The following is a 22,198-nucleotide window of genomic DNA, read 5'->3' on the forward strand; positions in this document are numbered from 1 at the left end:
GTGTATGAAAACATAAAAAATTATACCCCCTCTCCCCCAGCAATTCTTATCCCAAAACTAGCCGAACTAAACTAAAAATAATCGCGCTTAAAACCGCACTTACAGGAAGCGTCACAATCCAAGCAGCAGCGATTGAGCGCAAAGTTTGGAATTGTACCGATTTAATATCTTTGATTAAGCCGATACCAACCACACCACCAACAAGTGCATGGGAAGTAGAAACCGGTAAACCCAAACGAGAAGCAAGAATAACTGTAGTTGCCGTTGCTAATTCCGCACAAAACCCACTGCTAGGTTGCAAAGTAATAATACTCTCACCAATAGTCGCAATTACTTTTTTACCCCAAACAGCCAAGCCAAAAACAATCCCAGTACCACCAATAACAAGAATCCATACAGGAATATCTAAATCGTAAATCGGAACTTTCCCCGTGCGGTTGATATAAGCTATAGCAGCTAAAGGAGCAATAGCATTTCCCACATCGTTAGAGCCATGAGCAAAAGCAACAAAACAAGCGCTTAACAATTGGAATCTAGCAAATGTACGCTCAACGGGATTTAGGAATGGGGAATTGGTTTCTACCCCCTCTCCCCCCTCTTCCCTCTCTCCCCCTTTCCCCAACTCTCGCCAATTATAAACAGTAAGCCCAACTGCTGCGGTGGTACCAATAAAAAGCGGAATATCGTGAGACGGTATTTTGAAACCAACCTGCTCGATTAAATAATTAGCCAACGGTTGAGTTGCTTTAGGTAAAACAATTACTCCGAATACTCCTAATAACAAAGCACTTAACCAGGGAATCCACTCATTTAACTGTCGCAATTGTTCTGGTTGATCTAAAATCCAGCGCTTAATTTGACTGTAAAACAAAGCCGCAATACAGCCGCTAATAACTGGTGTAATTACCCATCCCAAAGTAATCATACCAATCGATGACCACTCAACTGCACCGAACCCAGCAGCTACAATACTAAAACCAGCGATCGCACCAACAACTGCATGGGAAGAAGAAACTGGTAAACCCTTTGATGTGGCTATTTGCAGCCATAAAGCACTAGCTAACAACACCGAAAACATTCCAACCGCAAAAACTTGAGGAACATCAGCGAACAAAATCGGATTGCTAACCTCTGTCGCTAAAGTTTGAGATACTTCATGTCCGAATAGTACGGCACCAGTAAATTCAAGTATTCCAGCAATTATCAAAGCCTGTCTTAAAGTAACAGCTTTAGAACCTACCGAAGTTCCCATTGCATTCGCAACGTCATTCGCTCCTAAATTCCAAGCTAGATAAAAAGCTAATAAGATAACGATAAAAATAGAAATTGTCATTTAATTATTTCAGAATTAAGAATTAAGAATTAAGAATTAAGAATTAGGAATTGGGCATGGGGCATGGGGCATTGGGCATTGGGCATTGGTTTAGATGTTATATATTTTCTCCATCTTCCAATCTCATTATTTGCCTATTACCAATTACCCATTACCAGTTATAAGTAAACAGTGAGCAGTGGACAGTTAGTTACTAATGCCCAATGCCCAATTACTATTAATAAAATTAAGGATAAATGAGTATTTTATAAGTATCTTCAGAAGGAGTTACAGCTTGTTCTACTGCTGCTGATAAATTCTCTAAAGAATAGCTATTGCTAATCAAAGCTTTTACGTCAATGCGACGATTAAAAACAATGTCAGCAGCTAAACTTTGCAATCTATAAGATGAACTGTAACTACCCATTAAGTCAATTTCTCGACGATACAAAATATTTGGATTGATGGGAATTTCTAATTCATCGGGAAATTCTGCGAAAAATAAGATTTTACCACCCTTACGGGTACAATCAAGAGCTTGAAAAAAGGCTTTGTCGCTGGGAACTGCAAGTAAAGTTACGTCAACACCCAAACCGTCGGTTAGTTCTTGAATTTTACTGCTCAAATCGCGATCTCGAGCGTCAAAAGCGGCTTCGGCACCAACATCTAAGGCTTTCTGAATTCTAGATGGTAGTAAATCAGTGGATATAGCTTTACCACCAAAGTATTTTACTAGCATAATAAACATTAACCCAATTGGTCCGGCACCAGTAATCAAAACTGTTTTTCCCGGAGCAATTTCGGCTTTTTTGACTGCTTTTAAACAGCAATTGGTTGGCTCGACAAAACTTGCTTCTTCAAAACTAATATCGTCGGGAATCGGAATCAAACCGCCGTTTTCGACAATATGCCCGGGAACCTTGACGTATTCGGCGAAACCACCACCACTAGGTGTAAAACCTGCCGTGGTAACAATATTTTTATAGGTATCGCACATCGAGAAATTATCATTCATGCAGTAAGAGCAACGCATACATGGAATATGATGCATCACCGCAACTCTTTGCCCTACCTGCCATTTTTCAACTTTATCCCCAACAGCAGTAATGATTCCGGCTGTTTCATGACCGAAAATACGCGGCGGTTCGTAAAGCGGATAGCGAATCTTTTTAATATCCGATTGACACAATCCTACTACTTGTACCTGCACCAATACCTCATCAGATTCCAATGATGGCACCGGAATTTCTTCGTAAGATAAATTGTTAACGCCTCTAAATATCTGTGCTTTCACGTGTTTTTCTCTTCGCTCATCGATATTAGATTTAGCATTGTTTGGGTGATTTTTGAGTAATAGATTATTTAAATATCAATGCAAATGTTTCAATTGGCACTTTAAAATTCTATCTAATGTCAGTATATTTCAATATTGTGATTATTCGTTGATTTTACTTAGGGATAACAAGATTGAATCTAATAAACAAAATAGTAGGAAATTTAGCTACAGTACCGCTTACGATTAAATCACAATTGGTTGAGTATTGGCGAAATAGAAAGACTGTAATTCAAAAACTTAGGTGGCAATTTGATGTCAGGTTTTGGCATCTTATAAATGTCGGATATAGGCTCGTATTGATTTCTGGATTCGTATGGATACTTATTTTAGGTATAAATATATTTTTAAAACATCAGCCAGGGCAGTGGGTTACGGAGAATACAAAAAGTAAATTTTATGAGAGAGTCGAATCTTTAAGTATACTTGCTGGTTTAATTATTTATCTTTGGAACAGAAAAAGTCCTGAAGCACAAGAACAAAAACGCTCTAATTATGAAGCTTGGCAAGTTATTAATTCCGCAGGAAATCAAAAAGGTAGTGGTGGACGTATTCAGGCGTTAGAAGAATTAAACGAAGACAATGTATGTTTAGCTGGTTTAACAGTAGCATATGCTGACCTAACAAATATTAAGCTTCGAGGAGCAAACTTAGCTAGAGCCGATCTTAGAGGTACTAAGCTCAATCAATCCGATTTTACTAATGCAAATCTTGCTGGTGCAGACCTTCGCGATGCAGACCTCACCAATGCAAATCTTGCTGGTGCAGACCTTAGTAACGCAGATCTCACCAATGCCAACCTTAATAGCGTTCAACTAGTCAAGGCACAATTAATAAATGCAAGATTAGTCGATACAGACCTAAGAAAAGCTAACCTTAACGGTGCGTATTTAATTGATGCAAACATTAATAGAGCCAATTTAAGCGGAACTAATTTAAGCAATGCAGATCTCACCAGCGCCAAACTCCGTGAAACTTTTCCCTCGAATACAAACTTCTGCGGTGCAAATCTGAGTGGAATTGACTTTAGTGGTTTTATTCTCAACGGTATAAATCTTCGGTGGGCAAAATTAATTGGTGCCAATTTGACAAGCACTAAATTTATAGGTGCAGACCTCCGCGAAGCAAATTTTGTAGGTGCCAATTTAGATAATGTTGACTTCAGCAATGCCAATCTTAGTGGCACAAATTTGAGCGGTGCTGATTTGAGTGGTGCTGATTTGAGCGGTGCTTATTTAAGCGGTGCTTATTTTTATGATGCTGATTTAAGTGACGCTAATCTTCAAGGTGCTGATTTGAGCGGTGCTTATTTTTATGATGCCGATTTAAGTGGCGCTAATCTTCAAGGTGCTGATTTGAGCGGTGCTTATTTTTATGATGCCGATTTAAGTGGCGCTAATCTTCAAGGTGCTAATTTGAATGGTGCTGATTTAACTGATACTTACATTGATAGAGCCAAAAATTGAACTTAACTGAAGAACAACTTAAAAATACTCTTATGCGGTAAGTCGCTATTATTGGCTATTAAACAATTAATATTAATAATCAAATAATCGGTAAACAAATATACAATTAATACCATCATGAAAAATAATATAAATGCTTTAAATAATAAACCTCAAGCTTTAGTTGTTGGAATAAATAAATATGAATACAGAACAATAAAAAACCTCAAAATTTCTGTTAACAATGCCAAATATATAGCAAATAGACTTGTTAGACAAGGAGACTTTGAAGCAGAGAGATTTCATCAGATAACCCGAAAAAATCTAAAAGAACAAATTGTTCAGCTTTTTAAACCGAAAGGGTATCACCCCGAAATGGCATTATTATATTTTTCAGGATATATGCAAGTTAGAGATGAGGGGTTCAAAGAATTTTTTTTGGTAACTAGTGATTCTAATCCAGATGAAGATTATGAATTAGGAGTATCTTTAGAATGGTTAAAGCAAGTATTACAAGAGAGTCCGGTAGAACAACAAATAATTATTTTAGATTGTTGTTATCCTATAGACCAAAGACTAGATGTAGGAATAGATAATTTCATACCTGGATATAAACTTGGAACAGATATGTTTTTCCTGATTAATCTTCATAAAAATAATAGTGTTTTCCAAGAAAAATCTTATACTAGTACTTTAACTTTAACTACTGCAATACTTAACATACTTCAATTAAACTATGAACAAGGAATAAATTGTATCGATAACAAAATATTAATCAAAGAATTAAAAAGAACATATGAAAATAACTTAAAAAGGAATGGATATTATAAGCTTATTTCTTTTGGCAAGCGCATTAATATTTTAGGTAAGCCTTCTATTAATCGCGGTAAAACACATCTGATGCCAGCTTCTGGTGTAAATCAACGCAAAAATCCTTATAAAGGTTTAGCTTTTTTTAAAAGTGAAGATGGCGAGTATTTTTACGGCAGACAAAATTTAACTGACGAGCTGCTTGAAAAAGTACGTAATAATAACTTTTTGGCAGTTTTAGGAGTATCCGGAAGCGGAAAATCAAGCCTTCTCAGAGCGGGATTAATTTATAAACTCCAACAAGGCGAGCAAATATCGGGCAGTGAAAATTGGAAAATTGTTGTTTTTTTGCCCGGAATACGTCCTCTTGAAAGTTTAGCAGAAGAATTAGCAAGAGAAGTGTTAATAGATACGTCTCAAGATTATGATTTGGAACTTCCGAAAAAAATAGCTGAAGCTAAAAAATATCTTGACGAAGGTTCTGATGGTTTAGTAAAGCTGATTCGCAATATTGACACGAAGCGAGTAGTGCTATTTATGGATCAGTTTGAAGAAACTTTTATACTATGCAATAGCAACAAAGAGAGAGAAAAGTTTTTTGAATGCATATTGAATGCTTGCCAGAAAGTTAAAAATAATAAGCTTTGTTTAGTTTTATCTTTAAGAGCGGACTTTTTTGGTAAATGTGCCGAGCAGGAATATTACGGACTTGCCAGAAAAATTCAGCAACATCTTGTATTTATAACCCCAATGAATCCTGAAGAATTAGTAGAAGCTATTGAGAAACCGGCAAGCGAATTGGGTGTAGATGTTGATAACGATTTTACAAAAAAGTTAGTTAATGAGGTCAAAAATGAACCTGGAAGTTTACCTTTACTACAATATACTTTAGAAAAAAATTGGGAAGAGAATGCGAAATATTGGAAAGGAGGAAGTGAGATAAAATTAAAAGATAAAACCAATAAATCTTTAAATATAATTATCGAAGAAAATGCTAATCATGTTTACTATAGTTTGAGCCAAACGGAAAAATCAATAGCTAGATATATTTTTCTAAAACTAACTTTTTTGGGAGAAGGAACGGGAGATACCCGCAAAAAAATTAAAGCAAGCGAACTAGAACGAAATCATATGTCACGTTATGACAAAGGAGACATTAAACGGGTAAAACAAAAACTAATAGTTCATAAATTAATTATTAGCTACAAAGTAAAAATAGATGATGGCGACGAAGTTGAATTTGTTAACTTAGTTCACGATGCATTAATTCGTCACTGGTCAAAACTGCGCGTTTGGCTGGGTGAATATCGTGTCTACAGCAAATTTAGAGAAGATATTCAGGACAAATCAGAAAAATGGGAAGCTAAGGAAAGAGATACTAGCTACCTTTATACAGGAGAAGAATTAAAAGAAGCTGAAAAATCAATTGAGAATTACGGACATATTTTAACTTTAAATGAACTAGCACAGAATTTTATCGAAGCTAGTAAAGATTACCGCGATGAACTTAATAAAAAAGAACATAAGTCAAACAAAGAAAAAAGACGCAATCGATTAACTTTTATTCTTCTAATACTGTTACTATCTATTCTAATTTTCAATATTATTGCATTCTATAACTTCTCTTCCCAAAGAGTTAGAACCGAACAAAACAACAGATATATATTTAACCAAAGTGTAGCTCTGACTAGCTATTCTAAATCGCTATTTAGTGAAAAACAACAGTTTGATGCGCTCATAGAAGGGTTGCGAGCAGTAGTACCGCTCAAAAAGCAAAAATAACCTCTTCCCCAAAATATCAAATCCGTATTAAGACAAGCAGTAGAAGGAGTTAAAGAACGCAATCGCTTGCAAGGTCATACAGGTTCAATTTACAATTTAGTTTTTAGTCCTGATGGTGAAATATTAGCTTCTGCTAGTCTTGATAAAACAATAAAATTATGGAACGTTGAAACTGGTGAAGAAATTCTTCCTCGCCTGAAAACACATAAACGTAAAGTTTATAACGTTGTTTTTAATCCTCAAAATGGTCGGCAATTAGCTTCTAGTCGGTCAACAAATAATGACTTTAGAAGGACATAAAAATAAGGTTAGTAGTATTAGCTTTAGTAGTAATAATAAATTTTTGGTTTCTGGTAGCTATGATAAAACTGTCAAAATATGGTATTTAAAAACCGGTGAAGTTATTCATACTCTTACAGGGCATACAAGAAAAGTAGAAGCCGTTAGCTTTAGTCCAAATAGTAATATCGTAGCTTCTGGCAGCGCTGATAAAACAATTAAGCTTTGGGATGTTAAAACAGGTAAAGAAATAAAAACCTATGCCGAACATCAAAGTGATGTTTTAAGCGTTAACTTTAATTCCGATGGCACAATTTTGGCTTCTGGTAGTGCTGACAAAACAATAATTTTATGGAAAATTCCCAGTCAAGATAAAATCGCTTCAGCAGAAAACGCCAATTTAGATCGATTAATTAGTCAAGGTTGTGAATGGGCACGCGGCTATTTACAAAACAATCCCAACGTACCCGAACACGATAAGTATTTGTGTGACAATATTAATCCGTAATATATAGATAATTTGATTTATTACCAAGCCCCAGCGATATGGTAAATGTTTTACCGAGCATGATATAAGTCGGCATAAATAAATCTAACGATGGAAAATCAAATCTACACCACCGATGTTTTAGTAGTCGGCGGTGGTACCGGGGGAACTACCGCAGCGATTCAAGCAGCGCGACGTGGTGCAAAAACTATTTTGGTAAGTGAATTTCCCTGGCTGGGAGGAATGTTAACTTCTGCTGGAGTTTGCGCTCCCGATGGTAACGAATTAGAAGCTTTTCAAACTGGGATTTGGGGTGATTATTTGAAAGAATTACAACAGCGACAACCGGGAGGATTGGATAACTGTTGGGCAAGTCTTTTTAGCTATCATCCCCAAATCGGGGCACAAATTTTTGCTGATTGGGTAGCTCAATTAACAAATCTGCAATGGTTTTGGGGACAAGTGCCGTTAGAAGTATTATCCGAAGATAATTGCGTTAAGGGAGTTAGATTTGCAGATTTTATCGTAGAAGCCAAAATTACTCTTGACGGTACCGAATTAGGAGATTTACTGGCTTTAGCCGATATACCTTTTCGCTGGGGTTGGGAATTACAATCTGAATTCAATGAACCCAGCGCACCAGTTACACACAATTCTCTCACCGCAAAATACCCAGTACAAGCCCCTACTTGGGTAGTAATCATGCAAGATTACTGCGAAAATTTAGCTCCAGCAATTACACCAGCATCAAATTACGATTCATCCTTATTTGCAGGTGCTTGGGATGATTATGGTGCAGAAAAATTTTTGAATTATGGCAGCTTAGGAAATGGTCTTTTGATGATAAATTGGCCTAACTGTGGCAACGACTACGGCGAAGGCTTGGGGCGGCTGGTTGAATCAGAGCAAGCAAAAAGTGAGTTTCTTTATGAATGTCGTAATTATAGCCAAAATTTCGCTCATTTTATTCAATCTAGTCTTGGTCGTCGCTACGGCTTGGCTGACAATGTTTTTCCTACAATCAAAAATCATTCAGGTGCTTTCGCTTTTCATCCTTACTACCGAGAAAGCCGTCGTTTGGTAGGGCTAACTACGGTGAAGGAACAAGATATATTGCCAGTTTCTGGAACAAACGCAGCGCCTTTATATCCCGATAGTATAGCTATTGGAAACTATCCCAACGACCATCATTATCCAGGAGTAAAATTCGAGTTACAACCAAAATCAATCCGGTGGGGAGGGCGTGTTACGGGAACCCCTTTCAGCATTCCCTATGGTTGCTTGGTTCCAGCAAAGGCAGACGGTTTATTAGTCTGTGAAAAAAATATTTCCGTATCCCATATCGCCAACGGTGCTACCAGATTGCAGCCGGTGGTGATGAATATCGCTCAAGCCGCAGGAATGGCTGCGGCAATGTGTATTGAGCTAAACATTCAACCCAGAAATTTACCTGTAAGGGCATTGCAACAAGCTTTATTAAATGATGCGCGATCGCCTGCGGCAATAGTGCCTTTGTTCAATTCATTACCAAGTCATCCCGATTGGTTAAAGGAGCAACTGTATTATTTAGACAATTTGCATGATTATATTGCTATCCTTACTTCTGGTAGCACATCATATTTTAAGTACTCATACGGTACAGCAACTAGAAGTAAACTACGCAATATTTACTCTGTCGGCGGTATTTTCCAGCGTGTATATCAGCAAAATTACAGATTTATATTTATCTCTACATCTGTATCTAAAACATATAATTATCAGCTTATAGCTTTAAGCCCAACCATAAATAAAAGGTTGTGTTCCTTACAAAATGGCTCTTATCTCAGTATTAGCGGTTCCATTAATCATGCAGCTAACTGGTTATTAGTCGAACACATTACTAAAAAAACCAGCACATTTAATTTAGAGTAAAAAAAAACACTTTTTGGTAAAATTTCCGGATGCAGTAATTAAAACTAAGTATCAGTGAAGTGGATAGTTCAAAAATAGACATCTACTATGCGTAAAGCCATTTCACTTTTAGCTACAAGTATCGTATTCGGCTCCTTAGCTGTTAACTTCCAAGGAATTGGAAACTCTTTAGAAACAGAAATGTTTTCTACTTCTGTAGAGCAAGAATTACTATTGAGTAGATCCAACCCACGCAAGCCTAGAACACCTCATCGAGGTAGCGGACGCAGAGAATTTATGGGATATTCCAACCACGCTTAATTCTGCTGCATCGCTACAGGAAGTGCTACGTATAGAACCGTTAAGTCGTGTTATTTCAAGTATATTTCTCGTATAGTTCGTAGGGTTTAGAGAAATTATTCTTACCTTTCGCAGCTTCACGCAGATATAATATATAGCTACACGATATTGTTAAATAATTTTTCGTTACCATTTATTTCATTTTGTATAAATAGTCAGTCAAACCAATATATATCAACGGTTACTTAATTGACTGTCTACTTCGATAGCATCACAATCGCTTCTCAAAGAGAAAATTTCCTCCCGCACGTCGTCTGCCACTACGAAGGTTAATCCTCTATTTGTTTTCATATTTATAATGATTCCTGCTTTACTAGTGAGTCGGACATCTAATTTGAATATGTCTTCATTCCCACCAGAGGAAACAAATCGACTTATCGGTTTGCTATAGTTTGCTATATTTTACAGCAACTGCTTTCTTATTAATTGAGTAGATAATATCTGCTGAAGGGGAGTTAGGAATTTTTTTGGGAAGATATAAATTAATCAGATGCTTGAATTGATGTATCTAATATCTTTTCTAAGCGCTTTCTCAAGCTTTGAGTTCTATTTATAAATAAGTATAAGTAGCAAGTAATTTCATTTACGCTCCCGAGCGGATAATTAAAGATTACTCAGTCCTGCTTGCTTGTTTACAATGAATTTTATTAACAGGTGATTCATTCACCTAAATATTATGTATCGTATGATTCTTTAAGACTAGAGGCAAGTTATTGTCTCTAGTTTTTGTTTTGTGCTTATAAATATGCATATAAAGCTTCCTTAGTTAGGGAAAAATTTTTAAGTGTCTAAGAAGATTGACAAAAAGGGAGCATCACAGTTTTAAACAAATATTTTCGAGCATAAGCAAAGCCCACCGGTAAGGCAGGCTTTGATCAAATTGGGATGCTTCCGGCAACAATTTATGCCGAGGGTTTACGAGCAATTAGATATTTGCTCATATGATGAACCTGTATTTCAATATTGTTAAAACCAGCATTTTCTAAACGTTCCACTAAATTATCATTTACATAATTCATGTAGAAAGGTTCGTGGAAGGTTTCGTGGAAGTTTTGCATTGCGGCTTCTACTTCCGGTGAATCACTCAATTGAACTGAATCGCAAATAATAAAAGTTCCACCCGGTTTTGTGACTCGGAAAGCTTCATTAATTACTCGCTGACGTATTGCTGCTGGTAACTCGTGGAAAAGGAAAACGCAAGTTGTAGCATGAAAATAGTCATCTAAATAAGGTAACTCTTCGGCATTAGCTTGTAAAAGTTGGGGTAATTCTCCCGGATTTTCTGAGAGCAGTTGATTTGCTTTCCGCAAGTAAGTTGGTGATAAGTCGGCACCAAATAGTGATGCTTGAGGTAAAGCTGCTCGTATCATTTTTAAAGTACGCCCGGTACCGCAAGCTATATCTAAAATTCGTTGTTGGCGTGGAGATACATCTGCAAATACTTTTAACCCTTGTTTTAATGAAGCCAAAATTCTGCGTCGCATTGCATCAGCAGCACCATTAAAAAGAATTTCCACTTGTAAATCGTACAAGTTAGCAGATAATTCACTTAAATAACCATCGGTTTGATGATGGAAATTCCGCACGTAATATTGGGGATAATCTGTAGTATCTATATTTGGAGAGAATTCTTGATATTTATCAGATTTAGCTCGCTCCCAAATTTGAGGTAAATCCATCCATACTTGTGGATAGTACAGAAAAAAGTCTTCCCAAGGATTATCAAACAGCAGACTTTTTGGGTATACTCCCCGCTCCGCATCTTCCCAGTCTGCTTCTAATAAATTATTTAGACGCTCTTGAAGTTTGGGTAATAACTCCGCAGGAATCGGCGTTACTTTTTTATTCACCGGAGACAACACATTCATCAGCTGCGTGCTGAGAGTCTTGTGAGCTAGACCAAAAATACTTTTACTTTGTTGAAATGTCTGGTAAGTCAGTTTTGTTAAAACGTCTGGCATAGGAATTCAATATTTCATTACCTAATTCTAATTTTATGTAAATTTTTCTTAATAAACAATAATAAGTCTTAAAAAAATCCCCAATTTTAACGAAGCTATTTTAATAAAAAAATGATAATGCTTGTTACCTCCTCACTAGCCCCAGACGGGGGATACTTTTCCCGAGCCTCTGCCCTTCTCCGCTACATTGAGGCAGTTGCAATAAAAAAAGAAAGCACCATCAACGATCGAGCGTTAAATTTTGACTTTCCCTTGGAAAAAACCTGTCCAAAATTGGTCAGACTTCGCTTTTTGGCGGCTTAAATAATCTTATTTTCACCCAAGATATTGGGTTAAGCCGCCAAAAAGCATCCGAGTTGACTTGTTTAACAAGTGGATTTTGGATAAGTCTGACCAATGCCGGGATAACTTTAATGAAGCCCCTGCGCGCTACTACTGGGCTAAAGAAATTATCGGAGTTAGTGAAATTAACTAATTTCCGAAGATGAAAATAGTTTACATAAATTTATATATAGTTTTCATAATATAAGTCAAAAAGAGTAGTCATTGTTACAGAATTATTCATATAATCATATAAAGCGCCAATAAGCTTACTACATATTGATTAAATATAAGGAGTCCAAAAATATGAATACTCAAGAAAAAGCCCGTGCTTTAATGCAAGGTCATTATCAAACAATTAAAAATCGTCAACAATCAATGCTTGAACGTGCAGGAGAGGAGATTGGTCTTCCTGGAGAAACATCTCGCTACTGGAACCCGATTCAAGGAAAGATAAACCCTGGTGCTTGGAACAGCTATGACCGCAGTAGTGCGACGATGAGCTAAAACCGTTTTAAATGTAGAGCAAGGCAGTTAGGAACTATCTATCCCTTGCCTCCTTTTCCGCTTTTCTCCCTTCTTTATCTTAAAAAAAAGCCACCTTCGCAAAGGTGGCTTTATTTATGCTTTTAATTATGCTCGATTCAGCAAAGCTACAAAAAATCTCAAATTAACAATCGTAATATAGAGAAAATTCGTAGGGATGAGGACGTAAGCGCATGGGGTTAACTTCAGTGTCTAGTTTGTAAGCAATCCAGTTTTCAATGAAGTCTTCGGTGAATACCTCGCCTTGGGTTAAGAAATCATGGTCTCTTTCAAGAGCTTCTAGAGCCAAATCCAAAGAACCTGGTGTAGAAGGAACGGAGGCTAACTCTTCAGGAGAAAGTTCATAGATATTCTTATCTAAAGGTTCGCCGGGATCAATTTTGTTTTTAATACCATCTAAACCAGCACAGAGCATCGCAGCAAAGGCTAGATAGGGGTTACAAGTTGCATCAGGACAGCGGAACTCTAAACGCTTGGCTTTGGGATTGTCTCCAGCAAGAGGAATACGCACGGAAGCGGAACGGTTCCCTTGGGAGTAAGCCAAGTTTACTGGTGCTTCGTAACCGGGTACTAAGCGCTTGTAAGAGTTAGTGCTGGGGTTGGTGAATGCTAATAGTGCTGGTGCGTGCTTAAGAATTCCACCAATGTAGTGAAGTCCCATTTCGCTCATTCCCGCGTACTTATCACCTGCGAATAAAGGCTTACCATCTTTCCAAATGGATTGGTGGGTATGCATACCGGAGCCGTTATCTTGAAATACTGGCTTAGGCATGAAGGTAACTGATTTACCGTATTTCTTAGCTACGTTTTTGATAACGTACTTGTAAATCATCAACCAGTCAGCAGCTTCGATTAGCTTACCGAAGCGGAAGCCTAATTCGCACTGACCACCTGTTGCGACTTCATGGTGATGCTTCTCAATCGGAACGCCACATTTTGCCATTTCTAGCAACATTTCTGTCCGCATATCTTGCGAAGTGTCGGTTGGAGAAACTGGGAAATAACCTCCCTTATAATCTGGCTTGTAACCGAGGTTAGGGCCTTCCTCTTTACCAGAATTCCAACGACCTTCTACGGAATCTACATAGTAATAGCCTGCATTCTGGGTTTGGTCAAAACGAACATCGTCAAAGATGAAAAATTCAGCTTCTGGCCCAAAAAATGCTGTATCACCAACACCGACTGATTTTAAATAATCAACCGCTTTCTGAGCAATCACCCGAGGACAACGGTCGTACCATTCACCCGTGCGGGGTTCTTTGATGCTACATACAATGCTCAGAGTCGGTTCTTTCATGAAGGGGTCGATCCAGGCAGTATTTGGATCTAGCACCATTGACATATCTGACTCGTTAATGGCTTTCCAACCCCGAATACTCGAACCGTCAAATGGTACACCATCGGTGAAAGAACTTTCATCGATTTGGTCTTGAAACATTGTTAAATGCTGCCAAATACCTGGCATATCGATGAATTTCAGATCTATCATCTGAATTTTTTGGTCTTGAATCATTTTCAAGACTTCTTGTGGGGTTGTCATGGTTACTCCTTATCTGCCAATACGCAATGGATTAATACTGAAATATTCAAAAAACTGTTGACCGGTTCCCATTAAAAATTTTTAATGGGGTCCGTTGACCCTCAGAAGCTGAAACCACTTGTTTAAGGGCACCCTTAACAGTTTTTTTGAAGAAAAAACTTTTAAGAGAACCGTTGACACACCTGGAATATGGTAAATAGAGGGACTCCAAAAAAGTGTATCATTTGTAACAAAATGACGATTCTAAAGGTAATATTAACCTTTTACTAAATCATCTACACAAAAATAAAAGTTCATCTTATGAGGGTCAACTTTGGCATAGAATCCTTAAGTAGTATGGATTGCTTTTTGCCAGATTTTGGCTAAGTTAACACAAAATACATTTTTGATGGACTATTAGCCAGATTAATATCAAATAATAGATAGGAATGAATGGGAGATAATAAAAATGCAAGATGCCGTAACAAATTTAATTAAGAATTATGATGTTACCGGACGGTATTTTGATAGAAATGCAGTAGATTCGCTCAAATCGTATTTTGAGAGTGGCACCCAAAGAATACAAGCTGCTGCTGCTATCAATGCCAACGCAGCATTTATAGTCAAGGAAGCTGGCGTTAAGTTATTTGAAGAGCAGCCCGAATTAATTCGTCCTGGTGGAAACGCTTATACAACTCGTCGTTATGCAGCTTGTCTGCGAGACATGGATTACTATTTGCGTTACGCTACCTATGCTTTAGTTGCTGGCAGCATGGATGTGCTAGACGAGCGAGTACTGCAAGGTTTACGCGAAACTTACAATTCTTTAGGAGTTCCGATTTCTCCTACCGTTGCCGGTATCCAAATCATGAAAGATATGGTTAAAGAGCAAGTAGCTTCTGCGGGTATTTCTGATACTAGCTTTGTGGACGAGCCTTTTGACTATATGACAAGAGAATTGAGCGAAACGGACGTTTAATTATGATGGGAGTTGGGAATGGGGCATTGAGCATTGGGAATAGTTGGGAGTTAGGAGTTAGGAGTTAGGAGTTACAATTCTTCCCCCTCTACCCCCTCTTTCTTTCAATGCCCGATGTCCCATGCCCGATGCCCAATGCCCAATTAGCAATTACCAGTTACCAGTGAAGCAGCGACTTGATGTTTTATTAGTAGAAAAAGGTTTATCTTCGTCTCGTCAGCAAGCACAGCGGTTAATTCAGGCTGGTGAAGTGTTGGTTAACGATAATCTTGTTGATAAGCCGGGGACGGATATTGATGTTGCTGCTGAAATTAGAGTTAAGCAGAAGTCGCGTTTTGTTTCTCGTGGTGGAGAAAAGTTAAAGAAGGCTTTAGATAATTTTGATATTTCTGTAGAAGGGCGTGTTTGTTTAGATGGCGGGATTTCTACAGGGGGGTTTACTGATTGCTTGCTACAATCGGGAGCTAAATTAGTTTACGGTATTGATGTTGGTTACGGACAAGTTGATTGGCGCTTGCGAAATGATGCACGGGTAGTTTTGCGCGAGCGTACTAATTTACGACATCTGACTCCGGAAGATTTATATGGATTTGGGGAACAAGAAACTAAAAAAAATAAGAATTCTCAAAATAATCATCAAAAAAATTTACCTCCCCTATCTGGGATAAAAGAGGTTTATGAAAGGGAATTCCCCGATTTGGCTGTGGTAGACGTGTCGTTTATTTCTCTAACTAAAGTTTTGCCCGCGCTATGGAAACTTTTGCAATCTCCTCGCGAAGCTTTGTTACTTGTGAAGCCGCAGTTTGAAGTTGGAAAAAACCGAGTCGGCAAAAAAGGAGTTGTACGCAATCCTAACGATCAAGCTGATGCCATTTTTCAAGTTTTGCAAACTGCTACAGAATTAGGATGGTGTTACAAAGGTTTAACTTGGTCTCCGATTACTGGCCCTGCTGGTAATATTGAGTATCTATTATGGTTGGAATCTAATTTGCAAACTTCATCACCCGATTTACCAGCTATTAAGCAAATTACTTCTGATGCTGCGGGCAGCTTCAAGCAAAGCTAATGATTTTAGTGTTAACTTTTCTTCACAAACACAAACGTTTCTCTATATTCATAAGCGGCGATCGCTACTAAATAGCTTCTTTGCTTCCCCGTTATTTTAATCGTTCAAAATATTATTTAAATCAAAATATAATTTCAATTGTTAATTATTTTTAGAGAAAAAATAAATTGAAAATTGCTCGCGGCATGAGATAATAATTATGTGAGATTAATCTTTTCATAATGGGAATATTAGCTTTAATAAAAATTTGAGCAATATTCCAATTATAAAAAATACTTTCTAAAGAAAATAATATCATCAAACCGGTACTTATAATCAAAAATTTTTTATTTCTATTTCGATTTTTATAGCCGATTAATTGATTGAAATTTTCAAGTTATAAAAAATACTTAAGAATGAATAATTAAGTATTTATTTGCAGAAAAAGCAGTGGTTATATTAGCTATTGTTGTAAACAAAAAAACATTAAATATTTTAGGTAGTAGAATATTTTTGTAAGCAACGGGGATATAAATTCCATTATAAGCTTTGAGATTAACTATCGCTGCAAAATTTTCCTTGCTTGTTCTTCAATATTCTCGGATGTGGTTTTGATTAAAGTGTATGTGACAGTTAAGTCCATTTTTTCGCCTACTTGCAAAGTTTTTAACGGACTGAGAAATTCTAACTCAACATAAGCTTTTGGATCGTAATTGGTGTAAATTTCGGAATTACTATTATTATCGGGATAAATTACTTTATCTATTCTGGGTGAATCCATACGAACTGCGGTTTTTTCGCCCACCCATAACAATGTACTCGCATCGCTGCCAATTTTATGTGGTTTATCGCGATCGCGTGTCAAGGATAAGATACCGTTATCTATTTTTAAGTTAGCTGGCAAGTCGTCAGATTGCTTGTTGTAACCTTGAGGAAAAATTGAAGGTTGGGGTATCGCAGCGAAAACAGAAACTGGTTCGTTTAACTGCGTAATTGTCCAAACAGAGACTTGTTGTGAATCACCTTTGACTTTTTCAAAAGTGGTGGTGACTTTCATTATCGGTTCATTTGGTTCAAGTGTGATTTGACGGTAGAATCTAATTCCGTAAAATGGGTCAATTTCAGAAATTAACGTTATCTCATTTTTTTGGACTTCGACTTTAACTGGTACCGAATCAAAAGTATCGGGTGGCGGCCAACTTATTTTTGTCATTTTTTTCCATTCGGATTGTGGTGCTGGCCAAGTTTTATCACCACCGAAGTTATTCCATTCTTCAGATTTTTTATTAGGTACTTTACCGTATAGCTGCGAATCTTCCCAAAATGTATTTTCTCCATCAGGGAAGCGAAATTGCATTATTCTTCCAATTGCTGGAACTATAACTGCTTCTACTTGGGAGTTACTCAAAATATAAGAATCTTCCCAACCCTGGTAATTGATTTTTTTGATTGTCATTTTTTCTGAAATATTAGCGCTTACGATTAGATAGCAAATTCCTGCTAGGAATAATCCCAAACAAAATAATAGTAAGTGTTTAAGCTTGATATTGCTGGGAATATTCATTTTTATATTTAATTGACATATTTAATTTATATCTTTTCCTGAAATTATACAGTTATTATTTCATGCCAAAAGCCCAATCATAATTGACTGGGCTTTGTAATTGGGTATGTCCCGGTGGCTAGTTATAGAAGTTCTTGATAATTTGCTTATCTGAGAATGACTACAACATGCCTTTTCTTGATTCCGGACTTATTAATTAATTTCTACAGTACGAATTTGCCCATCGGGATAATAAACACCCAGACATTTATCTGAAGCATCTGCGATAACCCAAGGATGAGTCACAAAAGTTCGTTGTTTCTAACTTTGTCCTGGCTTTAGCTGTCTGTATAACTTTCTTTTACCAGAGTAGTCAAGCCAGTAGGTTTTAATTGCTTTTTAACTATTATTTTTAAACACGATAAAGGTATTTAAATCTGAACCGGAAGCAGTTGAACGAGACTTTGATTCAGATGGACATGTAGTACCAGTAGCCCCTGAAGCTACCTTCGCGGGCTTAAACTTCCCAAGCTGTCCGGAAACATTTTGGCAGTTATCCATAAATGCTGCTCCCTTCAGAGTTGAACCACGAGCAACTCTATTACCTCCAAGGCACTTGTTTTCCTTCTCTAAAAAGTGTTTAAGCTTCATCCCTCATCCAACTCGATGCAATCAGAAATTTACAATATCCACATTGCCAATAATTGCTTGCTTTCCTTTTAAATTACCTTTAGTATCTTTGACTTCTAAGACTTTTCCATTCTGAGCTTCAAACCATTCCAATGCAATCTGATAACTTCCCGATCGTAAGCTAGGCTGAGTTTTTAACAAGAAAACATCTCGCATAACTATACCCGAAGAAGTTCGATAATCGGAAACATAGTTATTAAGAAAGCTTGTCTGAGAAGTCTGCTTTATTTTTCCTTTAATATCGCGCAGGCTCATAGTAATCTTTGATTGTGGTGGTAGTGGCTGCAAAAATTTCCAATAGAATGCAACTGCTAAATCTTCACCGGGCTTTATTTTTGAAGTAATTGAGTCATAACCTAGTAAGCGTACCCGTTCGCCGAAAGACAAAGATAAGGGTACTTGAATATCTTTTAAATCTTCTGCTAACGGTAATATACCTGGATAAACTTTTGCATAATCAACACCATGTAGTTGAACTTTGTACAAGGGCTGAGAGCTGAGTCCATTTTGCGATTAATGCAAGACAACAAAACTAGAACGCACAGTGGAATCAACACAAGTGCAATTATTTCTGGGGTTTTCTTGCAGCTACCTCGTAATTTTGGTACGAGCAAGATTATCAAACAAGCTAACAATCCGACTTGCACCGCAGGAGAGAGACGGTAAACCAATACTAAGGGGGTAGTAACTGTTATCTAATTTCTACCCATATCTGGAAATATATACCCATATTGTCCAGATATAGTGTTAGTGGCGGCGTGTAACACGTATTTATAGTAAAGCGATGGCTAAAAGTTGTTGAAACGAAGTAATTGTTGCCTTTTATACTAATTAAAGTTTTAAGAATTAATAATTTTAACATTTACACTGTTAATGGTATTGAGAAGGATGATAAGTTTATATCTAATAATATAAAAATAGATGGTTTAACTGACAATTTAAGAACATTCCACTTCCATAAAGCCACATATTAGTGACTCCTGGATGGTGACGTAGAAAAGTATCAGCTAAATCGCCTTCAAATAAAAATTTAAAGAAGAAAGTACCACGAGATAGCCAAGACACTTCATCTACATTCAGCGGGACAGTTATTTCAAAGATACGTAAAAAAAAAGATATAAAAAAAATGCCGCTCAAAAGCGGAGAAAATTTTGTTTTGGCAAAAAAATATCTCATATACTCGTATTAATTATGCTTTTAAAGTTAAAGACCAAGCTAATTTTTACCCGGTTGTATTCCTACAGTATTTAGTGGAATCCGGTAAACGCTATTACCAGCAGTAATGTAAAGTGTTTTATAGTCTTTATTTCCCCAAGCCAAATTTGTAGCTTTTTCAGGAACGCTTATTTTATCGAGAAGTTTACCTGCTGGTGAAAAAATCCACACACCTCCAGAACCAGTACCGTAAACATTACCTTTGGTATCTACTTTGATTCCATCGGGTACACCTTTATCTGTAGAACCAGTTAATTCTGCAAATACCTTACCTTCACTTAAAGTTCCATCTGGTTTGACATCAAAGACGAGAATATGTAATTTTTCCGAATCACTAACGTATAATTTTGTTTCATCGGGAGAAAAAGCAATTCCATTGGGACGAACTATTTCTTTATTTAACAAGGTCAAATTCCCATTTTCTTCCCAACGATAGATACCATAAAATCCTAATTCTTCTTCTTCTTTTTTGATTCCATAAGGTGGATCGGTAAAATAAATACTATCATCCGACTTCACTGCAATATCATTGGGACTATTAAGCCGTTTATCTTTGTATCGTTCAGCTAAGACGGTGATTTTACCATCTTTTTCAGTCCGGGTTAATTTGCGGTTATGTTGAGCGCTAATCAATCTTCCTTGATTATCATAACTATTACCATTGGTATTTCCAGAAGGACGACGAAATATAGTAGGTTTGTCTTTAGTATTCCACTTATATATAGTATCTGCTGGAATATCGCTAAAAAGTAAAAAGCCCTCGGGATTCCAAACAGGACCTTCCGTGAATTTTAATCCGCTAAACAACTTTTCTACTTTAGTATTATCATCAACAATATCTGACGTTTCAGATGTATTAGCAGAAGTATTTCCACAGCTTGATTGTAAACTTAATAAGCCCAATAACAAACTGTATGTACCTATTCGGAAAGTATTATTCATCATTTTTATAATTTAACTGGTAATTGGTAATTGGTAATTGGTAATAGAGAAAATATAATTTTATTTATTTTGTTTCTTTAGTGAGAATAAATATCTAAATATCGGATAAAAATGTTGAAATTATTGTACGATAACTATTAAAATTTTACTCCCGATTGGCTACTCTCGATTACTTAATTACCATTATTCTTAACAGATACAAACTTTCTGACTTTTCCATCGCTTTTAGACGTAACGTAAATTTCTCCTGCTTCATCTACTCCGAATCTGACATCAGAACGTTTGCTACCAATAATTTCTAGAAAACTAGCTGATTTTCTACCATCAAAAAGCCTCAGTTCTTTTATCTGTGCCTGTTTACCATTTACAAGCTTATCTACGGGTACGTGAAAAAAACGGGCATCGCTACCAAAATCTGCAAAAATATATTCACCGATTAATTCGGGAATAGCTTTACCTCGATATACATAACCACCCGTAATTGCAATCCCATAAAAACCCTCATAATCTTTGGGAATATCATGGTCATATTGAGCTACAGGATAAGTATAATCATACTCAGCATCATTTTTAGGTAAATCGAAAAGCACATTTTCGTTATCTTCTTTGATAACCCAAGTTCCTTCACGATTTCCCCATCCATAATTAGCACCCTTAACTATAAGATTCACTTCTTCAATAAAAGCTTGTCCGGTATCAACAGCCAACATTTTACCATTACCACCAGTGTCCCAACTTAAACGATGGGGATTTCGCAATCCATAAGCCCAAATTTCCCCTAATGTTTTTGAATCATTATCATTAGCAAAAGGATTCTCTTTGGGAATACCATATTTACCATTCTTACTATTATTACCACTCGGATTTATCCGCAGAATTTTACCTAAAGGAGTATTCAAATTTTGTCCGTTGTCGAGGGGATCTGTTTCGCTGACGGGAAAGCCATTACTACCTCCATCAGCTAAAGCAATATACAACATGCCATAATCAGCATCTCCCGGTTTAGCGTTTGGGTTGAATCCTAATTGTCCGACATTATGGTCTTCATAAGGTTCTTCGATACGGATTGTTTCTCTAAAATTTCCGGTGAAATAATTCGCAGCAGGATTATCAGCTTTCCATTCTAGAATTACATCGTGATGAGAACTTTCAATGGTTTTATTTTCGCTATCAAAAATTATTTTGGTAACGGGAAAATCAGGAAGACGATTATTTTTTTCTTCGGTATGTACGGTATAGAGAATTCCATTTTTAGCAAACTCTGGATGAAACGCAAAATAAGCAAAACCCTGTTGTTGGGTTTGATAGCTAAAGCCAGAACATACTAAACTTTTAAAATTCATATATAAAGAGGTTTCTCCATCATTAATGACATACAATTTCCCTCGCATATCATTAACAAATAACCTACCGCTACCGTCACCAGCATTAGTTAAAAAATTTAATCGAGCTACCTTGTCTCTTCCGGTTCCACTACCGGGAATTTGTGCTATTTCTTCTAAACCAACAATTAACTGTGATTTTTCTATTTTTTCGGGAATTGGGTCAGTTATCTGAGCGTGAGAAATACTAGAAAAAACTAAACTCGATATTAAAATAAACCCAGTACAAATAAAAAGATACAGCCTTTTTATTAAATTTTTTTTGACCAACACCATCTTCCTTCGTCTTCATCGCGAATTTTCCCATGTTCATAACGCTACGATATGACCGAAGCCCGATGCAAGCTCATCTAAAGA

The 22,198-nt window shown here is 36.8% G+C and carries 18 protein-coding genes; 9 read left to right on the top strand and 9 right to left on the bottom strand.

Features of this window, described 5'->3' with window-relative positions:
• Positions 1-46: 46 nt before the first annotated feature.
• Both RIV7116_RS15830 and RIV7116_RS15835 read right to left on the bottom strand, forming a co-directional pair.
• Entirely contained in the window at positions 47-1,333 is a 1,287-nt protein-coding gene (locus RIV7116_RS15830) for an inorganic phosphate transporter (RefSeq protein ID WP_015119307.1), read from the bottom strand.
• A gap of 226 nt (positions 1,334-1,559) precedes the next feature.
• A complete protein-coding gene (locus tag RIV7116_RS15835; RefSeq protein WP_015119308.1) occupies positions 1,560-2,606 on the bottom strand; it encodes a zinc-dependent dehydrogenase in 1,047 nt (348 codons plus the stop codon).
• 173 nt (positions 2,607-2,779) lie between these two features.
• Here RIV7116_RS15835 and RIV7116_RS15840 point away from each other — a divergent pair, with 173 nt between their 5' ends.
• The 6 genes from RIV7116_RS15840 to patX all read left to right on the top strand — a co-directional run bounded on the left by RIV7116_RS15840 (position 2,780) and on the right by patX (position 9,659).
• The gene (locus RIV7116_RS15840; RefSeq protein ID WP_015119309.1) at positions 2,780-4,111 is read left to right on the top strand and encodes a pentapeptide repeat-containing protein; all 1,332 of its coding nucleotides are present in this window, start codon (positions 2,780-2,782) and stop codon (positions 4,109-4,111) included.
• A gap of 117 nt (positions 4,112-4,228) precedes the next feature.
• The gene (locus RIV7116_RS15845) at positions 4,229-6,682 is read left to right on the top strand and encodes a caspase domain-containing protein (protein ID WP_044290980.1); all 2,454 of its coding nucleotides are present in this window, start codon (positions 4,229-4,231) and stop codon (positions 6,680-6,682) included.
• A 66-nt stretch (positions 6,683-6,748) separates the two neighbouring features.
• The gene (locus tag RIV7116_RS33930; protein WP_052330819.1) at positions 6,749-6,982 is read left to right on the top strand and encodes a WD40 repeat domain-containing protein; all 234 of its coding nucleotides are present in this window, start codon (positions 6,749-6,751) and stop codon (positions 6,980-6,982) included.
• Positions 6,963-7,469: a WD40 repeat domain-containing protein gene (locus RIV7116_RS15850; RefSeq protein ID WP_052330820.1), complete on the top strand. Its 507-nt coding sequence runs from the start codon at positions 6,963-6,965 to the stop codon at positions 7,467-7,469. Before RIV7116_RS33930 ends, RIV7116_RS15850 begins: the two co-directional genes overlap by 20 nt.
• Positions 7,470-7,559: 90 nt before the next feature.
• A complete protein-coding gene (locus RIV7116_RS15855) occupies positions 7,560-9,359 on the top strand; it encodes an FAD-dependent oxidoreductase (RefSeq protein ID WP_015119310.1) in 1,800 nt (599 codons plus the stop codon).
• Between the two features lie 87 nt (positions 9,360-9,446).
• Positions 9,447-9,659 carry a heterocyst-inhibiting protein PatX gene (gene patX, locus RIV7116_RS15860; protein ID WP_015119311.1) on the top strand — a complete coding sequence of 71 codons (213 nt, stop codon included), beginning with the start codon at positions 9,447-9,449 and terminating at the stop codon, positions 9,657-9,659.
• A 941-nt stretch (positions 9,660-10,600) separates the two neighbouring features.
• Here patX and RIV7116_RS15865 read toward each other — a convergent pair.
• Positions 10,601-11,659 (bottom strand): class I SAM-dependent methyltransferase, encoded by a 1,059-nt coding sequence (locus tag RIV7116_RS15865; protein WP_015119313.1) that lies wholly within the window; start codon positions 11,657-11,659, stop codon positions 10,601-10,603.
• A gap of 627 nt (positions 11,660-12,286) precedes the next feature.
• Between RIV7116_RS15865 and RIV7116_RS15870 the strand changes: the two genes are divergently transcribed.
• The gene (locus tag RIV7116_RS15870; RefSeq protein WP_015119314.1) at positions 12,287-12,487 is read left to right on the top strand and encodes a hypothetical protein; all 201 of its coding nucleotides are present in this window, start codon (positions 12,287-12,289) and stop codon (positions 12,485-12,487) included.
• 163 nt (positions 12,488-12,650) lie between these two features.
• On the opposite strand, the gene glnA is transcribed toward RIV7116_RS15870, so the two are convergent.
• On the bottom strand, positions 12,651-14,066 hold the full coding sequence (gene glnA / locus RIV7116_RS15875) for a type I glutamate--ammonia ligase (protein WP_015119315.1): 1,416 nt from the start codon (positions 14,064-14,066) through the stop codon (positions 12,651-12,653).
• A 448-nt stretch (positions 14,067-14,514) separates the two neighbouring features.
• Between glnA and apcB the strand changes: the two genes are divergently transcribed.
• Complete coding sequence (gene apcB / locus RIV7116_RS15880) at positions 14,515-15,024, top strand: allophycocyanin subunit beta (RefSeq protein WP_015119316.1); 510 nt, start codon at positions 14,515-14,517, stop codon at positions 15,022-15,024.
• Positions 15,025-15,145: 121 nt separating this feature from the next.
• Positions 15,146-16,090, top strand: coding sequence for a TlyA family RNA methyltransferase (locus RIV7116_RS15885; RefSeq protein ID WP_015119317.1), 945 nt, complete (start codon positions 15,146-15,148; stop codon positions 16,088-16,090).
• A 538-nt stretch (positions 16,091-16,628) separates the two neighbouring features.
• On the opposite strand, the gene RIV7116_RS15890 is transcribed toward RIV7116_RS15885, so the two are convergent.
• The 5 genes from RIV7116_RS15890 to RIV7116_RS15915 form a co-directional block, all read right to left on the bottom strand.
• Positions 16,629-17,525, bottom strand: a complete 897-nt coding sequence (locus RIV7116_RS15890; protein WP_157229289.1) for a DUF4380 domain-containing protein — start codon at positions 17,523-17,525, stop codon at positions 16,629-16,631.
• A 486-nt stretch (positions 17,526-18,011) separates the two neighbouring features.
• Positions 18,012-18,263: a hypothetical protein gene (locus RIV7116_RS36490; RefSeq protein ID WP_044290981.1), complete on the bottom strand. Its 252-nt coding sequence runs from the start codon at positions 18,261-18,263 to the stop codon at positions 18,012-18,014.
• A gap of 21 nt (positions 18,264-18,284) precedes the next feature.
• A complete protein-coding gene (locus tag RIV7116_RS15900; protein WP_015119319.1) occupies positions 18,285-18,788 on the bottom strand; it encodes a hypothetical protein in 504 nt (167 codons plus the stop codon).
• A 729-nt stretch (positions 18,789-19,517) separates the two neighbouring features.
• A complete protein-coding gene (locus RIV7116_RS15910) occupies positions 19,518-20,462 on the bottom strand; it encodes an SMP-30/gluconolactonase/LRE family protein (RefSeq protein WP_015119321.1) in 945 nt (314 codons plus the stop codon).
• Between the two features lie 170 nt (positions 20,463-20,632).
• On the bottom strand, positions 20,633-22,117 hold the full coding sequence (locus tag RIV7116_RS15915; RefSeq protein WP_015119322.1) for a sorbosone dehydrogenase family protein: 1,485 nt from the start codon (positions 22,115-22,117) through the stop codon (positions 20,633-20,635).
• Positions 22,118-22,198: the final 81 nt, after the last annotated feature.

The sequence above is a fragment of the Rivularia sp. PCC 7116 genome (assembly GCF_000316665.1).
Lineage (GTDB): Bacteria > Cyanobacteriota > Cyanobacteriia > Cyanobacteriales > Nostocaceae > Rivularia.

Coding starts and splice junctions, on each gene's coding strand:
- RIV7116_RS15885 (WP_015119317.1), top strand. CDS start 15,146: ATGCCCGATGCCCAATGCCCAATTAGCAATTACCAGTTACCAGTGAAG.
- RIV7116_RS15870 (WP_015119314.1), top strand. CDS start 12,287: ATGAATACTCAAGAAAAAGCCCGTGCTTTAATGCAAGGTCATTATCAA.
- glnA (WP_015119315.1), bottom strand. CDS start 14,066: ATGACAACCCCACAAGAAGTCTTGAAAATGATTCAAGACCAAAAAATT.
- apcB (WP_015119316.1), top strand. CDS start 14,515: ATGCAAGATGCCGTAACAAATTTAATTAAGAATTATGATGTTACCGGA.
- RIV7116_RS15865 (WP_015119313.1), bottom strand. CDS start 11,659: ATGCCAGACGTTTTAACAAAACTGACTTACCAGACATTTCAACAAAGT.
- RIV7116_RS15855 (WP_015119310.1), top strand. CDS start 7,560: ATGGAAAATCAAATCTACACCACCGATGTTTTAGTAGTCGGCGGTGGT.
- RIV7116_RS15915 (WP_015119322.1), bottom strand. CDS start 22,117: ATGGTGTTGGTCAAAAAAAATTTAATAAAAAGGCTGTATCTTTTTATT.
- patX (WP_015119311.1), top strand. CDS start 9,447: ATGCGTAAAGCCATTTCACTTTTAGCTACAAGTATCGTATTCGGCTCC.
- RIV7116_RS15850 (WP_052330820.1), top strand. CDS start 6,963: ATGACTTTAGAAGGACATAAAAATAAGGTTAGTAGTATTAGCTTTAGT.
- RIV7116_RS15910 (WP_015119321.1), bottom strand. CDS start 20,462: ATGATGAATAATACTTTCCGAATAGGTACATACAGTTTGTTATTGGGC.
- RIV7116_RS36490 (WP_044290981.1), bottom strand. CDS start 18,263: ATGAAGCTTAAACACTTTTTAGAGAAGGAAAACAAGTGCCTTGGAGGT.
- RIV7116_RS15830 (WP_015119307.1), bottom strand. CDS start 1,333: ATGACAATTTCTATTTTTATCGTTATCTTATTAGCTTTTTATCTAGCT.
- RIV7116_RS15845 (WP_044290980.1), top strand. CDS start 4,229: ATGAAAAATAATATAAATGCTTTAAATAATAAACCTCAAGCTTTAGTT.
- RIV7116_RS15890 (WP_157229289.1), bottom strand. CDS start 17,525: ATGACAATCAAAAAAATCAATTACCAGGGTTGGGAAGATTCTTATATT.